Source organism: Streptomyces sp. NPDC057854 (assembly GCF_042797055.1).
GTDB lineage: Bacteria > Actinomycetota > Actinomycetes > Streptomycetales > Streptomycetaceae > Streptomyces.
In genome coordinates this window covers 22,618-36,448 of record NZ_JBHVMF010000018.1, presented here as the reverse complement: position 1 = coordinate 36,448, position 13,831 = coordinate 22,618, and the positions used below count along the sequence as shown (strand labels likewise).

At 75.0% G+C, this 13,831-nt stretch carries 11 protein-coding genes; 5 read left to right on the top strand and 6 right to left on the bottom strand.

Annotated features, from left to right (window positions below; all coding sequences use genetic code 11):
- Window positions 1-112 precede the first annotated feature (112 nt).
- Window positions 113-526, bottom strand: a complete 414-nt coding sequence (locus tag ACFVQZ_RS24590) for a hypothetical protein (protein WP_030494335.1) — start codon at window positions 524-526, stop codon at window positions 113-115.
- 185 nt (window positions 527-711) lie between these two features.
- On the opposite strand from ACFVQZ_RS24590, the gene ACFVQZ_RS24585 reads away from it, so the two are divergent.
- Together ACFVQZ_RS24585 and ACFVQZ_RS24580 are read left to right on the top strand one after the other, a co-directional pair.
- Complete coding sequence (locus tag ACFVQZ_RS24585; protein WP_383626270.1) at window positions 712-2,037, top strand: SWIM zinc finger family protein; 1,326 nt, start codon at window positions 712-714, stop codon at window positions 2,035-2,037.
- 97 nt (window positions 2,038-2,134) lie between these two features.
- The gene (locus tag ACFVQZ_RS24580) at window positions 2,135-3,703 is read left to right on the top strand and encodes a DUF5691 domain-containing protein (protein ID WP_383626268.1); all 1,569 of its coding nucleotides are present in this window, start codon (window positions 2,135-2,137) and stop codon (window positions 3,701-3,703) included.
- 73 nt (window positions 3,704-3,776) lie between these two features.
- Here ACFVQZ_RS24580 and ACFVQZ_RS24575 read toward each other — a convergent pair whose 3' ends face one another.
- Complete coding sequence (locus tag ACFVQZ_RS24575) at window positions 3,777-4,187, bottom strand: cobalamin B12-binding domain-containing protein (protein ID WP_030494332.1); 411 nt, start codon at window positions 4,185-4,187, stop codon at window positions 3,777-3,779.
- 300 nt (window positions 4,188-4,487) lie between these two features.
- Here ACFVQZ_RS24575 and ACFVQZ_RS24570 point away from each other — a divergent pair, with 300 nt between their 5' ends.
- Both ACFVQZ_RS24570 and ACFVQZ_RS24565 read left to right on the top strand, forming a co-directional pair.
- Window positions 4,488-5,342 carry an esterase/lipase family protein gene (locus ACFVQZ_RS24570; RefSeq protein ID WP_383626076.1) on the top strand — a complete coding sequence of 285 codons (855 nt, stop codon included), beginning with the start codon at window positions 4,488-4,490 and terminating at the stop codon, window positions 5,340-5,342.
- Window positions 5,343-5,584: 242 nt separating this feature from the next.
- Window positions 5,585-7,132, top strand: a complete 1,548-nt coding sequence (locus ACFVQZ_RS24565; RefSeq protein ID WP_383626073.1) for a M23 family metallopeptidase — start codon at window positions 5,585-5,587, stop codon at window positions 7,130-7,132.
- A 78-nt stretch (window positions 7,133-7,210) separates the two neighbouring features.
- Here ACFVQZ_RS24565 and pcrA read toward each other — a convergent pair whose 3' ends face one another.
- Both pcrA and ACFVQZ_RS24555 read right to left on the bottom strand, forming a co-directional pair.
- Entirely contained in the window at window positions 7,211-9,694 is a 2,484-nt protein-coding gene (pcrA, locus tag ACFVQZ_RS24560) for a DNA helicase PcrA (protein ID WP_030494329.1), read from the bottom strand.
- Window positions 9,695-9,805: 111 nt separating this feature from the next.
- Complete coding sequence (locus ACFVQZ_RS24555) at window positions 9,806-10,159, bottom strand: hypothetical protein (RefSeq protein WP_383626070.1); 354 nt, start codon at window positions 10,157-10,159, stop codon at window positions 9,806-9,808.
- Between the two features lie 345 nt (window positions 10,160-10,504).
- Between ACFVQZ_RS24555 and ACFVQZ_RS24550 the strand changes: the two genes are divergently transcribed.
- On the top strand, window positions 10,505-11,653 hold the full coding sequence (locus ACFVQZ_RS24550; RefSeq protein WP_383626067.1) for an NlpC/P60 family protein: 1,149 nt from the start codon (window positions 10,505-10,507) through the stop codon (window positions 11,651-11,653).
- Between the two features lie 28 nt (window positions 11,654-11,681).
- Here the strand turns inward: ACFVQZ_RS24550 and ACFVQZ_RS24545 are convergent, their stop codons facing one another.
- Together ACFVQZ_RS24545 and ACFVQZ_RS24540 are read right to left on the bottom strand one after the other, a co-directional pair.
- Window positions 11,682-12,413: a response regulator transcription factor gene (locus ACFVQZ_RS24545; protein ID WP_030494326.1), complete on the bottom strand. Its 732-nt coding sequence runs from the start codon at window positions 12,411-12,413 to the stop codon at window positions 11,682-11,684.
- Window positions 12,410-13,678: a PspC domain-containing protein gene (locus tag ACFVQZ_RS24540; protein WP_383626064.1), complete on the bottom strand. Its 1,269-nt coding sequence runs from the start codon at window positions 13,676-13,678 to the stop codon at window positions 12,410-12,412. Before ACFVQZ_RS24540 ends, ACFVQZ_RS24545 begins: the two co-directional genes overlap by 4 nt.
- Between the last annotated feature and the right edge of the window lie 153 nt (window positions 13,679-13,831).

Here is a 13,831-nt window from a genome sequence, read left to right as displayed (position 1 = left end):
CCTCCAGATCGTTCGACCTGCTGTGCGATCCACGGTGCACCACGCCACTGACAATCGGCTGCCGCCGCAGGTCAGGGGTGGTTTCGGGGCCCGAATGCCAGCCCGGGGAGGGTCAGTTGAAGACCGGGGAGACGGCGACGCAGCCGCCGGCCATGGCCTGCTCGCCCTTGGCCTCCTTGATGACCTTGCCCTCGTAGACGACCTTGCAGACGAGGTCGGCCGGCTTGGCGGTCACCGGCATGACGGCGGGCGGCATGATGCCGTGCAGCTTCACCGTCTTGCTCCACGGCGTGGCGGGCTTCTTCTCGGTCTCGACCTTCGGCTGCATCGCGGTGCCGTCGCCGGCGTGGTACTCGATGGACGTGATGTCCGTGCCGGTGACCTCGTAGGTCACCTCGTAGCTCTCGGTGACGGCCTTGTCGACCTCGTCGGCGGCCTTGTCGGCCACCTCGGAACAGGCGCCGAGCCCGAACGCGAGGCCGACTGCGGCGAGGGCCGAGACGGCGGTGCGGACGGTGCGGTTCATGGTGGTACTCCCCCTGCACGATCAGTGCGGACGTAAGGTCGCGCGCTGGTTCACGCGAGCTCGCACAGCACCGTAAAGGACCGGCAAAGCTGTTCCGTCCCCGGGGCGGCCCTGGAGCGACGAACCGCAGGTCAACTGCGTTGTCAGTGGCGAAGAATACCGTCAGGTACATGAATGCGACGGGGATGCGCTGGACGTCCGACCAGGTGCTGGCACTGGCTCCTGACGACGCGTCGCGCAGAGCGGGGAGCGGGCTCGGCGCGGCCGGGCCGTGGAGCGGCGCGGGCTGCTCCGAGGGGGCCGTCTGGGGGAGCTGCAAGGGCAGCGGCCGCACGCCGTACCGGGCGGTCGCGGACCTCGCCGGGCCGGCGTTCGCGTGCACCTGCCCGAGCCGCAAGTCCCCGTGCAAGCACGTGCTGGGACTGCTGCTGCTGTGGGCGGCGGACGGGGCGGCCGTGCCGGACGGGGCCGGGCCGCCGGAGTGGGCGGCCGCGTGGCTCGCGGGGCGGCGCGGGGGGACCGCGGCGGCGGTCCGCCGGGCGGAGGGGGGTCGGCCGGCCGATCCGGAGGCGGCCCGCCGGCGGGCGGAGCGGCGGGCCGCCCGGGTGACGGCGGGCGCGGAGGAGCTGGAGCGCCGCCTCGCGGACCTGGTGCGCGGCGGGCTCGCGGCGGCCGGGCAGCGGGGGTACGGCCTGTGGGAGGAGACCGCGGCCCGCATGGTCGACGCGCAGGCGCCGGGGCTCGCGGGCCGGGTCCGGGAGCTGGGGGCGATACCGGGCTCGGGTCCGAACTGGCCGGCGCGGCTCCTGGAGGAGTGCGCGCTCGTCCATCTGCTGGACCGGGCGTGGCTGGCCGCCGACCGGCTGCCCGGGCCGCTGGCGGCGACGGTGCGGACCCGGGTCGGGCTGCCGGCCGCGCCGGGCGGCACGGCGGTGCGCGACCGGTGGCTGGTCCTCGCCCAGTACGACTCCGGGGACGGCCGGCTGACGACCCGTCGCCTCTGGCTGTACGGCACGGACAGCGGCCGGACGGCGCTGCTGCTGTCGTTCGGGGCGGCGGGCCGCGCGCCCGCGCTGACGCTGCCGGTCGGCGCGCTGGTGGAGGGCGAGCTGACGCCGCACGCGGGCGCGGGTCAGCTCCGGGCGGAGCCGGGCGAGCCGCTGGTGCCGGTGGCCGGTCCCGTGGTGCCGCCGCCGGGCGGCCCGGTGGGGGCGGCGGCGGACGCGTACGGGCGGGCGCTGCGGGAGGACCCGTGGCTGGAGTCGTGGCCGGTGACGCTGACCGGGGTGGTGCCCGCGCGGGCCGAGTACGGGTGGCAGCTCGCGGACGCCGACGGCCGCGAGGCGCTGCCGCTGACCGGCGGCGACCGCTCCCGCCCCGGTCTGTGGCGCCTGCTGGCCCTGTCGGGCGGCGGGCCGCTGACCGTCTTCGGGGAGTGCGGCCACCGGGGTTTCACGCCGCTCGCCGCCTGGTCGCCGGAGGCCCCGGCGGAGACGGTGCCGCTGCTGTGACCCTCCGCCGCCGTTCCGCACCCGCCGCCGAGCCCCTGACCGAGGAGGAGACGTGACGACGACCGACACCCCGCCCGAGGCGAGCTGGGAAGACCTGATGACGTCCGCGCTGCTCGGGACCGACCGCCGCCCGCCGTCCGGCACCCGCGGCGCCGGCGCCGCCGCCGCGCTGCTCGGCGCCGCCGCCCGGCAGACCCTGCGGCGCCGCGCGGGGCTGCGGCCCGGGCCCGCCGCCGTACCGCCCCCGCCGGCCGCGGACGACCCGCGCCCGCCGCTGCCGGAAGCGGCCCGGCGCCGGCTCGACCTGCTGCTCGCCGGGCGCGCCGCCCCGGCCCCGTCGGGTGGCCGCCGGGGCACCGCGCCGGACCTCGCCGAACTGCTGCCGCAGTGGCTGGCGCTGGCCGTGGAGCGCGGTTTCCGGGCGCCGGCCGCCGCGCTGCCGGCGCTGCTGGACGCGGCCCGGGCGCGCACCGATCTGCGGCCGCACGCGCTGGCGTTCGCGGGCCCGCGCGGGCTGTGGCTGGCGGGGCTCAACCCGGAGTGGCGGTTCGCGCTGCGGGGTGCCGGCGCGGGCGGCACGCTGCCGGACCCTCAGGACGCCGAGGCGGTGCGGGAGCTGTGGGAGGAGGGCCTGTTCGCGGAGCGGGTCGCGCTGCTCGGAGCCGTACGGGCGAAGGATCCGGCGGCGGGGCGGGCGCTGCTCGCGGCGACCTGGTCCGGGGAGCGGGCCGAGGACCGGCTGATGTTCCTGGACTCGCTGCGCGCGGGACTGTCCGCGGCGGACGAGGAGTTCCTGGAGGCGGCCCTCGCCGACCGCAGCCGCAACGTCCGGGCGACCGCCGCCGAACTGCTCTCCGCGCTGCCGGAGTCGGCGCTCGCGGGCCGGATGGCGGACCGGGCGGTCACCTGTGTGGGCCTGGACCGGACGGCGTCCGTGCCGACGGTCGTCGTGGAGGCGCCGCACGAGTGCGACGAGGAGATGCGGCGGGACGGCGTGGCGGCGGTGCCGCCGTCGGGGCGCGGCGAGCGGTCCTGGTGGCTGGGGCAGCTGGTGGAGGCGGCGCCGCTGTCCTGCTGGCCGGCCCGGTTCGGCGGGCGGACGCCGGAGGAGATCGTGGCGCTGCCGGTCGCCGACGACTGGCGGGCGGAGCTGCACGCGGCCTGGTGCCGGGCGGCGGTGCGGCAGCGCGACGCGGCCTGGTCGCGCGCCCTGCTGGGCGCCCCGTCGGTGCCGCCGGCGACGGGCCCCGGCACCTCGTCGCTGGCCGAGCGGGCGCAGCTGCTGGCGACGCTGGACCCGGCGGAACGGGCCGCGTGGGTGGCGGCGTTCGTGGCGGCGCACGGCCTGTCGGAGGCGTTCCAGCTGCTCGGGGTCTGCGCGGTGCCGTGGGCGGAGCCGCTGGGCGAGGCGGTGATCGACGCCCTGGACATCGCGCGCGACGCGGGCAGCTACCCGTGGAGCTTCAGCGGGGTGATGGGCCTGGCGGAGCGCTGCCTCTCCCCCACGGCCGCCCGGCATCTGGAGGCCCTGGCCGCCGCGGCCCCGGAAGCGGAGGACACGGCGCCCGGCGCGGGCGCGTACTGGGCGGAGGCGTTCCAGCGCCTGGTGGCCACCCTGGACCTCCGGGCCCGGATGTGCGCGGAGCTGGACGGGGCGCGCGTCTGAGGTGAAGACGGCGCGCCCGCGGCCGGGAGCCTCGTCGGAGGGGGCTCCCGGCCGGGTGCGGCGGGGCGCGGGGTCAGGCGGCCGTCACGCGGACGTTCGCGTTGACCCAGTCGACGATCGACGCGGTCGTCGCGCCCGGCGTGAAGATCTCCGCGACGCCCTTCTCCTTCAGCGGCGGGATGTCGGCGTCGGGGATGATGCCGCCGCCGAAGACCTTGATGTCCTCCGCGTCGCGCTCCTTGAGGAGCTCGATGACCTTGACGAAGAGCGTGTTGTGCGCCCCCGAGAGGATCGACAGGCCGATCGCGTCGGCGTCCTCCTGGATCGCGGTGTCGACGATCTGCTCCGGCGTCTGGTGCAGCCCGGTGTAGATCACCTCCATCCCGGCGTCGCGCAGGGCGCGCGCGATGACCTTGGCCCCGCGATCGTGGCCGTCGAGACCCGGCTTGGCGACGACCACGCGGATCGGACCGGTCACACCCATCACTGCCTCCACATGCGACCCCCGCGCAACTCTGCCGGGGAGGTGAACGAACGTTATCGACAGCATCCCGCAACGGGCCGTTTCGCGGAGCCCCGCGAGGGGGAAATCACACGTGGGACACGTTCGTTCCGCGCTCTGCCCCGTTCCGGCCCTCCTCCTGGGCCACACCAGCCGCCCGCGGGGCCGTGCGCGAAAGGAGCCGCGACGCCGGTCGCCGGGGTTCCGTGCCGCCGTCCGTACGGCACGGGACCCCGGCGGTCCGGCGCACCGCCCGGCCCTGTGCCGCACGGGAGGTCGGCGATGGAGTTCTCCAAGGTCACCACCCTGCTGAAGGCCACCACCCTCGAAGCCGCGGTCCTCACCGGCCGCCTCGTCCTCTACCCGTCGGGACTCGTCCCCGGCGGCCGGGACCACCGGTACGACGACCGGAAGGACGACCGGAACGAGCGGAACGACCGGGAGGGCCGGGGCAGCGGGGGCGACGGGGACGGCCGGGACAACGGCGCCGGGCGGCCGGTCGTGCTGCTGCACGGTCTCGTCGACAACCGGTCCGTCTTCCTCGTGCTGCGCCGCGCGCTCGCCCGGCACGGCCGCACCCGCGTCGCCTGCCTCGACTACTCCCCGTTCACCGGCGACCTGCGGACCGCCGCGGTGGCGCTGGGCCGGCACGTCGACCGGATCCTGGAGCGCACCGGCCGGGCCGAGGTGGACGTGGTCGGGCACAGCCTCGGCGGTCTGATCGCCCGCTATTACGTACAGCGTCTGGGTGGTGACGTGCGGGTGCGGACGCTGGTCACGCTGGGCACTCCGCACGCGGGCACGACGGCCGGGTCGCCGCTCGCGGACGCGCACCCGCTGGTGCGGCAGATGCGGCCGGGGTCGGAGGTGCTGCGGGAGCTGGCGGAGCCGGCGCCGGGCTGCCGGACCCGGTTCGTGAGCTTCTGGAGCGATCTGGACCGGATCATGGTGCCGGTGGAGACGGCCCGTCTCGACCACCCCGACCTGCTGACGCACAGCGTGCGGGTGAGCGGCATCGGGCATCTCGCGCTGCCGGTGCATCCGACGGTGGCGGCGGGGGTCCTGGAGGCTCTGGACGCGGAGGGGGCGGGCGGGGCGGAGGAGGCGGCAGGCGAGGGGGCGGCCTCGGTGGCCTGACGCGCCGCCGGCGGGCGACACCCCCGGGGCCGTTCTTCGAACGTTCCTCGAACACAAGGCCAAAGCTCTGTGTGTGAGCTGGCGAAACACGGCCGATTGCCCGTTTCCTGCGCCCGCAAACCCTTCCGAAGATTGTCGGTCCCGCATACCGCCGGGTACAGTCGCGCCACTGCTTCCCCCCGGGACACCCCCTGACGGGCCCGCCCCGGACTGGTCCTGCTGCCGAGGCGAGAGAGACGTTGGTGAACGACCAGCACCCCCACGCCGGGTACGCCGGAGACGGCGCCCACACCACCGGCAGTTTCGCGGCCGACCCGCTCTTCGGGGCCTGGTCCGACACGGACTCGACCGGCCACAGCGGCCAGTGGGACCTGGGGCAGTACGCCGCCTCCGGCGCGTACGACACGACGGGCCAGTGGGACACCACCGGCCAGTGGACCACCGCGACCGCCACCGTCGCCGACCCCTACGCGGCGACGGCGTACGGACAGCCCGACGCGTACGACACCACCGGCCAGTGGGACGCCTCCGCCTGGACCGCGGCCCCCGCCACCGGCGCGTACGAGACCCTGCACTCCGGCGCCTACGCGGCGCAGGGCGCGTACGGCCACGAGGCGTACGACACGACCGGCCAGTGGGCCGCCCCCGCCTTCGCGACCGACACCGGCGCCTTCGACGCCACCGCCTGGAACCAGGCCGCGGACCTCGCCGAGCCGGTCGTCCCCCAGCAGTACGTCCCCGAGACCGAACGCGTCGACCACACCGCCGAGTTCACGTTCCCCGGCTACGAAGCCGCCTCCGAGACCAGGTACGAGCCCGAGCCGGGGTACGAGCACCCCGAGCCGTCGTACGAGCCCGAGGCCGGATACGCGCGGCCCGACGGGGGGTACGAGCCCGAGGCCGCCGGCGAGCCCGGGACGGAGACCTACGAGGTCGTCGCGCACGACGTGCCCGGGGACGAGGCCGGCGAGCCCGCCGCCGAGGTCCGTGCCGACACCGCCGCCCGCCCCGGCCGCCGCGCCGCCGGCGGAGCCCGCGCCCGCCGCCGTACCCCCGCCAAGCGCTCCGCGCTGCTGACCGTCGCCGTCCCCTCGGCCTGCGTCATGGGCGTCGCCGGCATCGCCGCCGCCTCCGTCAGCGGCCTCACCGGCACCGAGCCCGAGGCCCCCCAGAAGAAGACCACCACCGCGCTCGCCGCCGCCGACCCGGCCGCCGTGAAGCAGGTCCCCGCCAACACCGCGCTCGACACCCAGCTCAGCGCCCTCGACGCCGACGTCCGCGACTTCGGCGACCGCGCCAGCCGCACCCAGGAGCGCATCGACCTCAAGGCGCGCCAGGCCGCCGAGAAGAAGAAGCGCGCGGAGGAGGCCGCCCGCCGGGAGGCCATGCGGCCCAAGTTCATGCTGCCGGTGGAACTGCACCAGCTCAGCGCCCGCTTCGGCCAGTCCGGCGTCAACTGGATGTCCGTGCACACCGGCATCGACTTCCCCGTGCAGTACGGCACCCCCGTCATGGCCGCGACCGACGGCACCGTCCGCACCCAGTGGAACTCCGCCTACGGCAACATGGCGATCGTGACCGCCGCCGACGGCACCGAGACCTGGTACTGCCACCTCAGCAGCACCAAGATCCGCTGGGGTCAGGTCAAGGCCGGCGACGTCATCGCCTACTCCGGCAACTCGGGCAACTCCACCGGCCCCCACCTGCACTTCGAGGTGCGGCCCGGCGGCGGCTCCGCGATCGACCCGCTGACGTGGCTGCGCAGCAAGGGCCTCGACCCGACGAGCTGAACGCCACTCACCCCGTACGCACCCCGTACGCCGTGAGGGCCCGGTCCGGGAACGGACCGGGCCCTCACGCGTCGTGGCCTACAGCTTCTCGACCGGCGCGTACCGCAGCAGCAGCCGCTTCGGCTTCTCGTCGCCGAAGTCGATCGTCGCCTGCGCGTCCGAGCCGGAGCCCGTCACCGCCATCACCGTGCCCAGGCCGAACTGGTCGTGCGTGACCCGGTCGCCGACCGCCAGCGCGACCACCGGCTTGTCCGAGGCCGCGCGGCGCGTCGCGAAACCGGACGGGCCGGAGCGGGCGCGCGACGAGGACAGCGACGACGACAGCGAGGACGCGATCCCCGAGGTCGGACCCGCCGGCTTCGCCATCGCCCCGGTCCGCTTCCACTCCAGGTACGCGGGCGGGATCTCCTCCAGGAAGCGGGAGGCCGGGTTGTACGAGGGCTGGCCCCAGGCGCTGCGCATCGACGAACGGGTGAGGTACAGCCGCTCGCGGGCGCGGGTGATGCCCACGTACGCCAGGCGCCGCTCCTCCTCCAGCTCCTTGGTCTGGCCGAGCGCCCGCATGTGCGGGAAGACGCCGTCCTCCATGCCGGTGAGGAAGACCACCGGGAACTCCAGGCCCTTCGCGGTGTGCAGGGTCATCAGCGTGACGACGCCGGAGCCCTCCTCGTCCTCGTCGGGGATCTGGTCGGAGTCGGCGACCAGCGCGACCTTCTCCAGGAACTCGGCGAGCGTCCCCGCGCCCGCCGTCTCCGCGCCCTCGGCCTCCGCGCGCTCCTGCTCGAACTCCAGGGCCACGGCGGCGAGTTCCTGCAGGTTCTCGATCCGGGTCTCGTCCTGCGGGTCGGTGGACGCCTGCAGCTCGGCCAGATAGCCGGTCCGCTCCAGGACGGCCTCCAGGACGACCGCAGGGCCCGCGCCGGACTCGGCGATGGTGCGCAGCTCGTCCATGAGCGTGTTGAACCGCTTCACCGCGTTGGCCGAGCGGGCCGCCATGCCGTACGCCTCGTCGACCCGCTTCAGGGCCTGCGGGAAGGTGATCTTCTCGCGCAGCGCGAGGGCGTCGATCATCGCCTCGGCGCGCTCGCCGATGCCGCGCTTCGGCACGTTGAGGATCCGGCGCAGCGGCACGTTGTCCTCGGGGTTGGCGAGGACGCGCAGGTAGGCGAGGACGTCCCGGACCTCCTTGCGCTCGTAGAAGCGCACGCCGCCGACGACCTTGTAGGGCAGGCCGACGCGGATCAGGATCTCCTCGAAGACGCGGGACTGCGCGTTCGTCCGGTAGAAGATCGCCACGTCGCCGGCCTTCGCCTCGCCCGCGTCGGTGAGCCGGTCGATCTCGTCGGCGACGAACTGCGCCTCGTCGTGCTCGGTGTCCGCGACGTAGCCGGTGATCATCGCGCCGGCGCCGGCGTCGGTCCACAGGTTCTTGGGGCGGCGCGACTCGTTGCGCTCGATGACCGCGTTGGCCGCGGAGAGGATCGTCTGGGTGGAGCGGTAGTTCTGCTCCAGCAGGATCGTCGTCGCGTCCGGGTAGTCCTCCTCGAACTGGAGGATGTTGCGGATCGTCGCGCCGCGGAACGCGTAGATCGACTGGTCGGCGTCGCCGACCACGCACAGCTCGGCCGGGCCGAGGTCGTCGTAGCCGGTGCCGACCAGCTCGCGGACCAGGGTGTACTGGGCGTGGTTGGTGTCCTGGTACTCGTCGACGAGGACGTGGCGGAAGCGGCGGCGGTAGTGCTCGGCGACGTCCGGGAACGCCTGGAGCAGGTGGACCGTCGTCATGATGATGTCGTCGAAGTCCAGCGCGTTCGCCTCGCGCAGGCGCGCCTGGTACATCCGGTACGCCTCGGCGAGCGTCTTCTCGAAGCCGTCGGCGGCCTGGTCGGCGAAGGTCTCCTCGTCGATCAGCTCGTTCTTCAGATTGGAGATCTTGGCGCTGAAGGACTTCGGCGGGAACTTCTTCGGGTCGAGGTCCAGGTCGCGGCAGACCAGCGCCATCAGGCGCTTGGAGTCGGCGGCGTCGTAGATCGAGAAGGACGAGGTGAAGCCGAGCTTCTTCGACTCGCGGCGCAGGATGCGGACGCAGGCGCTGTGGAAGGTCATCACCCACATCGCGGCGGCCCGCGGGCCGACCAGCTGCTCGACGCGCTCCTTCATCTCGCCGGCGGCCTTGTTGGTGAAGGTGATCGCCAGTATCTGGCCGGGGTGCACGTGCCGCGTGCCCAGCAGGTGGGCGATGCGGTGGGTGAGCACCCGGGTCTTGCCGGAGCCGGCGCCGGCCACGATGAGCAGCGGGGAACCGGTGTGGACGACGGCGGCGCGCTGCTGCTCGTTCAGCCCGTCCAGCAGGGCGGCCGGGTCCACGACGGGACGGTGGGCGCCGTCGCGGTAGTACGGGTCGCGGGGCGGGGGCGCGTCGAAGTGCTCCCCGAACAGGTCGTGCGGGACCTCCTCCGCGGCCGGGGCGCCGTGCTCGTCGTCCTCGGGCGGGGGCGGGACGTCCTCCGGGGAGTGGGACTGGAGGCCGGCCAGGAAGCTGTCGTCAAAGAGGCTGCTCATCGCCTCCCGAGTCTAGGACGCCGCGCCGACAACCGGGCCCGCCTTCGGCGTCCTCCCGGTGTGAGGGCGCACACCGGGAGGCGCCGGAGCGGTCCGGACCGGCCGGGGGGCTCAGGTCCAGAGGGTGGCGATGAAGATGTTCGCCGTGGTCAGACCGCCGACGGCGGCGAAGAGGCCCTTGTCGGCGGTCTCGTCGTCGCGCTTGACGTAGACGATGCCGAGGATCACCACGAGGATCAGCAGCTTGATGCCGACCTTGATGTTGTTGACCGTCTGGTCGTCGGCCTGGTTGAGGCCGACGAGCGCGACGCCGGTGACCAGCATGGTCAGCGCGCCGTGCAGCATCGCCGGGGTGAAGCGGGCCGTGCCGGCGCCGATCGCCTTCATCTGGGTGAGGAATCCGCCCAGCAGCGAGGCGATGCCGATGATGTGGAGCGCGACGAAGACATTGATGAGGACGTCCATGGGGCGGAGCCTAACCGGGCCCTTAGCAGCGCTCGGCGGCCGGGTCCACCCGCTCCCCCGCTTCGGTCGCCCGCCCCCGGGGAACCGTCGCCGACCGCCCCCGCGCGCGAAAGGGAACGGTCCCCGGGGGTCATCCGGCGCCAATAGCGGTCAACCCGCCGCCGGGGCGTGACGCCCGGGTCTAGCGTCCTGCCCCAGGTGGCCGGCTCCCCACCCCGCCGGTCCGCCCGGCGGTGCCGGCCGCCCCCGCCGGAGAACCCCGGCGGCGGCCCGTCTCCCCTGTGCGGTCCGCCGCCGGCCCCGGCCGGCACCGTCCCCCACAGGGAGAGGATGTGACCCGCCCTCGTGGCAGCGCACCGAAAACCCCGGCCCCCGTCGCCGGGCCGCCCCGCGGCCCGCACGGCCGCCACGCTCGTCCTGGCCTCGGCCGCCACCGCCACCCTCTTCGAGGGCGCGGGACACGCCGACCCGGCCCGCCCCGACCGCACCCCCGCCCAGGTCAGGGCCGAGGTCGACCGGCTCTACGAGGAGGCCGGGGCCGCCACCCAGCGGTACAACGGCGCCCGGGAACGGGCCGACGCCGCCCGCGCCTCCTTCGACGCGCTCCGCGACGAGGCCGCCCGCCGCACCGAACGCCTCAACACCGTCCGCAGCGGTCTCGGGGCCGTCGCCGCCGCCCAGTACCGCTCCGGCGGCCTCGGCCCGGCCGTCCAGCTGGTCCTCACCTCCGACCCCGACGCGTACCTGGAGCGGGCCGCCCTCGCCGAGAAGGCGGGCGCCCGGCAGGCCGCCGCCGTCACCGCCGTACGCCGGGAGCTCGCCGCCCTCGCCCAGCTCCGCGCCGAATCCGCCGGCCGGCTCGCCGCGCTGCGCACCCACGAGGCGGAGCTGCGCCGCCAGAAGGCCGCCGTCCTCACGAAGCTGACCGCCGCACGACGCCTCCTCGCCCGCCTCACCGCCGAGGAACGGGCCCGGTACGAGGCGGCCTCCGCCGCCCGCACCACCGCCCCGGCCCCGGCGAGCGGCTCGACCGGAGCGAACAGCGCGAACGGAGCGGCCGGTATCGCCGGCGGCTCCCCGGCACGCGCGGACCGGGCGTCCGCGGACCGGACCTCCGGCGGCCGGGCGCCGGTGGCCGCCCCCGCCGGCCGTGCCTCCGCCGCCCTCTCCTTCGCCCGCGCCCAGCTCGGCAAGCCGTACGTCTGGGGCGCCACCGGCCCCTCGGCGTACGACTGCTCGGGACTCACCCAGGCCGCCTGGCGCGCGGCCGGCGTCTCGCTGCCGCGCACCACATACACCCAGATCAACGCCGGGCGCCGGGTCTCCCGCTCCGAGCTGGCCCCGGGCGACCTGGTCTTCTTCTACTCCGGCATCAGCCACGTGGGCCTCTACATCGGCGGCGGCCAGATGATCCACGCGCCCCGGCCGGGCGCCCCCGTCCGGATCGCACCCATCGACGAGATGCCCTTCGCCGGCGCCACCCGCGTCGCCTGACCGGTACACCCGGCGAGCGCCTGCTCCGTCAGACCAGCCGGCGCGCGGCGGCCCAGCGGGTCAGCTCGTGCCGGTTGGACAGCTGGAGCTTGCGGAGCACCGCGGAGACGTGCGACTCGACGGTCTTCACCGAGATGTAGAGCTGCTTGGCGACCTCCTTGTACGCGTAGCCACGGGCGATCAGCCGCAGCACCTCGCGCTCCCGCTGGGTGAGCCGGTCCAGGTCCTCGTCCACCGGGGGCGCGTCGGTGGAGGCGAAGGCGTCCAGGACGAAGCCGGCCAGCCGCGGGGAGAACACGGCGTCGCCCTCCTGCACCCGGAAGATCGAGTCCACCAGGGCGTCGCCGGTGATCGTCTTGGTGACGTAGCCGCGGGCGCCGCCCCGGATCACGCCGATCACGTCCTCCGCCGCGTCCGACACCGAGAGCGCGAGGAAGCGGACCGGGTCCTCTGCGGCGGCCATCAGCCCGGCGCAGCGGCGCAGCACCTCGACCCCGCCGCCACCGGGCAGGTGCACGTCGAGGAGGACGACCTCCGGCCGGGTCGCGGTGATCACGGTGACGGCCTGGTCGACGTCGGCGGCCTCGCCGACGACCTCGACCCCGGTGACGTCGGTCCGGCCGATCTCGGCCTGCACCCCGGTACGGAACATGCGGTGGTCGTCGACGAGGACGACCCGCACCCGGCGGCCGGGGCCGCCCGCCGCACCCGGCTCCGTCGTCCCGCCGGCCCCGGCCGCCGCCCCGCTGTCGTCGCTCATCCGTCCGCCCTCTCCATCTCCAGCTCGACCTCGGTGCCCCCGCCCGGCACGGCCCGCAGCCGGGCCGTGCCGCCGTTGCGCTGCATCCGGCCGATGATCGATTCTCGTACGCCCATTCTGTCCTCGGGGACCTCGTCCAGGTCGAACCCGGGGCCGCGGTCGCGCACCGACACGAACACCGTGCGCCCCTCCACCTCCGCGTACACCTGGACCGCCCCGCCCTCGCCACCGTACTTCGCGGCGTTGACCATCGCCTCGCGCGCGGCCTTCATCTGCGCGGTCAGCTTCTCGTCGAGCGGGCAGTCGCCGACGACCACGACCTCCAGCGGCACCCCGTGCTTGTCCTCGACCTCGGCGGCGGCCCGCTTCACCGCCTCCGCCAGGGTCTCCGGCTCCTCGTCGTCCCCGCCGGAGCCCTCCGGCCGGTACAGCCAGTTCCGCAGCTCGCGCTCCTGGGCGCGGGCGAGTCTGCGGACCTCGCCGGCGTCGTCGGCGTTCCGCTGGATCAGGGTCAGGGTGTGGAGGACGGAGTCGTGGACGTGGGCGGCGACCTCCGCCCGCTCCTGGGCGCGGATGCGCAGGGTCCGCTCGGCGGAGAGGTCCTGCGACATCCTTATCAGCCAGGGACCGGCGAGCAGCGCTATGCCGGTGAGCACGGCGACAGCGGCGGTCAGTGCGGTGCCGATCTGGGCGACGGAGCCGCGCACGACCACGAAGACGGCGAGGCCGGTGCCGACCAGGGCGACGCCGACGAGCCCCCGGACGAGGTGGAAGCCGCGCCCCTGGCCGACGGTCCGGCCGGTCCACGTGTCGCGGCGGGCGTTGTCGGCCTGCCGCCACACCAGGACGACGCCGAGACCGATGAGCATCGTCGGCCACACGTACCGTCCGGTCTCGCCGTCGATCCGCAGGTTCGCGATGAAGACGGACGCGCCGGCCGCGAGGGCGACGAGGGCGACGATCTGGCCGCGGTCGGGTTTGCGGAGCCGGCGTCTGCCGTCCTCCGTGCGCTCGAAGAGGGAGAGGGGTTCGGCCCGGCCGGCGAGGCCGAGCGGGACGACGATCCAGAAGACCGCGTAGAGCAGCAGCCCGAGGCCCTCGGTAAACACGAGCACCGCGAACACGGCGCGCACCCAGGCGACCGGCAGGCCGAGGTGTCCGGCGAGACCGCGGGCGACACCGCCGAGCCACCGCCCGTCGGCGCTGCGGTAGAGCCTGCGCACGGGCGGTTCGTCGAGGTCGGTGACGCGAGCGGTTGCGGACATGCACCGATCGTCACACGTCCGGCCGCCGCCGGGCATCAGGGTCGGCCCTGAGATCGCCCCCTGGTTCTCCTCGGGGTCGGCACCGGCGTGCCGGGCCGCCGAATATCAGGGTCGTGCCAGGGTCGTTCCCGGTGCCGACCCGGGGCCCCGGGC

What these genes read in the sequence shown, in the direction of transcription:
- ACFVQZ_RS24590 (WP_030494335.1), bottom strand. Translation starts at nt 526, where the DNA reads ATGAACCGCACCGTCCGCACCGCCGTCTCGGCCCTCGCCGCAGTCGGC.
- ACFVQZ_RS24585 (WP_383626270.1), top strand. Translation starts at nt 712, where the DNA reads ATGCGCTGGACGTCCGACCAGGTGCTGGCACTGGCTCCTGACGACGCG.
- ACFVQZ_RS24580 (WP_383626268.1), top strand. Translation starts at nt 2,135, where the DNA reads ATGACGTCCGCGCTGCTCGGGACCGACCGCCGCCCGCCGTCCGGCACC.
- ACFVQZ_RS24575 (WP_030494332.1), bottom strand. Translation starts at nt 4,187, where the DNA reads ATGGGTGTGACCGGTCCGATCCGCGTGGTCGTCGCCAAGCCGGGTCTC.
- ACFVQZ_RS24570 (WP_383626076.1), top strand. Translation starts at nt 4,488, where the DNA reads ATGGAGTTCTCCAAGGTCACCACCCTGCTGAAGGCCACCACCCTCGAA.
- pcrA (WP_030494329.1), bottom strand. Translation starts at nt 9,694, where the DNA reads ATGAGCAGCCTCTTTGACGACAGCTTCCTGGCCGGCCTCCAGTCCCAC.
- ACFVQZ_RS24555 (WP_383626070.1), bottom strand. Translation starts at nt 10,159, where the DNA reads ATGGACGTCCTCATCAATGTCTTCGTCGCGCTCCACATCATCGGCATC.
- ACFVQZ_RS24545 (WP_030494326.1), bottom strand. Translation starts at nt 12,413, where the DNA reads ATGAGCGACGACAGCGGGGCGGCGGCCGGGGCCGGCGGGACGACGGAG.
- ACFVQZ_RS24540 (WP_383626064.1), bottom strand. Translation starts at nt 13,678, where the DNA reads ATGTCCGCAACCGCTCGCGTCACCGACCTCGACGAACCGCCCGTGCGC.